Source organism: Actinomycetota bacterium, from assembly GCA_019347575.1.
In the GTDB taxonomy this organism is placed as follows: Bacteria; Actinomycetota; Nitriliruptoria; order Nitriliruptorales; family Nitriliruptoraceae; genus JAHWKY01.
Genome location: JAHWKY010000119.1, coordinates 1 through 2,025 on the forward strand (window position 1 = coordinate 1; position 2,025 = coordinate 2,025).

Genomic DNA, 2,025 nt, shown 5'->3' on the forward strand with positions numbered 1-2,025 from the left:
GGGATACCGGTCGGCTGGCCGCCACGCACCTGGCCGAAGAGAATCCGGCGAGACTGCTGATCCTGAATCGGACGCGGGAGAAGGCGGAGCGGCTGGCGGGCGAGCTGGGAGGCGAGGCTCGGGCGCTGGCGTCGCTGAACGAGGTGCTGCTGGAGGCCGACGTGGTCGTTATGGCCACGGCCTCCGCGGAGCCGCTCCTGTGGAGCGACGCGATGGCGAAGGTCGGTCGGGCTCGTCGCACGCGACCGCTCGTCCTCATCGATATCTCCAACCCCCGCAACATCGACCCCGCGGTGGGGAAGATCGACCACATCTTCCTCGACGACCTGGACGCGCTCCAGGAGATCGCCGACCAGAACCGGGCGCGTCGGGCGCGCGAGATCCCGAAGGTGGAGGCGCTCGTCGAGGAGGAGGTGAAGGCGTTCTTCGACTGGTACGACGCGCTCCACGTGGTCCCCGTGCTGCGGTCGCTCCGGGACCGGTTCCACGAGGTGGGGCTGGCGGAGGTCGAGCGGCAGACGGGGATCAGCGGGAAGGAGCGGGAGGCGCTCCAGGCGTACACCCGCTCACTGATCAACAAGCTGCTCCACGAGCCCACCACGCGTATCAAGGGTGTGGACGCCACCACGGCGGGCGGTGTACGGAAGCTGGTGGCGATCCAGGAGCTGTTCGAGCTGGAGCTGGACCGCTACACCGACGCCGACGAGGACGGGAAATGACGGGGCGCGAGGGGCCGACCATCCGGATCGGGACCCGGGGCTCCGAGCTGGCCCGGTGGCAGGCGGAGCACGTGGCGGCGCGGCTCCGGTCGCTGCCCGGCCGGCCGACGGTCGAGCTGGAGCTGATCCAGACGGAGGGTGACCGGATCCAGGACGTGGCTCTCTCCCGCCTGCCGGGAAAGGCGTTCTTCACGAAGGAGCTGGAGCAGGCGATCCTCGATGGACGCGTCGACCTGGCCGTGCACAGCATGAAGGACGTCGAGACGGCCACGCCGGACGGTCTTGAGATCGGCGCCGTGCTCGAGCGGGAGGACCCGCGCCAGAAGGAGTCCGGCGGCCGCGGCCAGCAGGGCCTCGAAGGCGTTGGCCCCCGGCCCGACCCCCGCCACGTTGAGCCCGGCGACCATGAGCCCGGCGCCCAGGGCCACCAGCAGCGGGCCGGCCACCGTGTTGCGTGCCGGCAGGAGGGCCAGCGTGGCCGCCGCGACGGCGACGATCCCCAGCGACCCGCCCACCAGCACTGTGGGCCCGCCCGGCGGCAGGGCGGGCAGCAGAGGCGCGAGGAGGAAGTAGGCCAGCGCGGCGACGGGAAGGGCCAGGGGCGCCGAAGGCGAACGGAGAAATCGCCTGAGGCGAGTGCCCTTCCCTAATACGGCGGCAGGTCCGCGTACCACACGCCCAGCATCCTGAACGCCGACCAGAAGGCCTTCTTGGCGCCCTCCTCGTCCAGGGCCTCGTCGATGAGTGGCACGTAGAGGGCCTCGACCGAGGGCGTCAGGCGCTGGATCTCGCCCGGCCGCGGGGCGAGCTCCTCGGCCAGCGGCACGGCGAGGTCGTTGAGCAGCTCCAGCGCGGCCTCGCCCATGACCACGACGATGCGCGGCTGCACGATGGCCAGCTCCTCGACCACGCGTGCGACGCAGGCCGGGTCGGCCTGATCGGTGTCGGGCACCGGGCACTTGACGCACACCGTGCCGTAGACGGCCAGCGGGTCGATGTCCAGGCGGCGCAGGGACTTCATCAGCGCCGCCCCGGCGCGCCCGTAGAAGGCCACGCCCTCCTCGATCTCCGCGGGCAGCGGAGCGTGCTTGACCATGAAGATGTCGGCCTGCGGGTGGCCCGAGCCCAGGACGGGCGCACGCGAGCCGCGGGGGCACAGCTCGCAGGCCTGGACGTCGCGGGTCAGGAGGTTGAGCTCTCGGATCGCGCGCTCGAGGTACTTCTCGCGGATCTCGTCATCGGTGGCCGGCATCCCGGCGAGGGGGTTCGACGGCGCGGAGGGGCGCTCCTCGCGGTGCATCACGAC

The 2,025-nt window shown here is 71.7% G+C and carries 3 protein-coding genes; 2 read left to right on the forward strand and 1 reads right to left on the reverse strand.

Annotation, left to right across the window (positions count from 1 at the left end; all coding sequences use genetic code 11):
* Together KY469_22935 and KY469_22940 are read left to right on the forward strand one after the other, a co-directional pair.
* The coding region (locus KY469_22935; protein ID MBW3665947.1) for a glutamyl-tRNA reductase at positions 1–719 on the forward strand (719 nt) is incomplete at its 5' end.
* The gene (locus KY469_22940; GenBank protein ID MBW3665948.1) at positions 716–1,369 is read left to right on the forward strand and encodes a hypothetical protein; all 654 of its coding nucleotides are present in this window, start codon (positions 716–718) and stop codon (positions 1,367–1,369) included. The genes KY469_22935 and KY469_22940, both read left to right, overlap by 4 nt.
* On the opposite strand, the gene KY469_22945 is transcribed toward KY469_22940, so the two are convergent.
* Entirely contained in the window at positions 1,366–1,971 is a 606-nt protein-coding gene (locus KY469_22945; GenBank protein ID MBW3665949.1) for a uracil-DNA glycosylase, read from the reverse strand. The genes KY469_22940 and KY469_22945 overlap by 4 nt on opposite strands.
* Between the last annotated feature and the right edge of the window lie 54 nt (positions 1,972–2,025).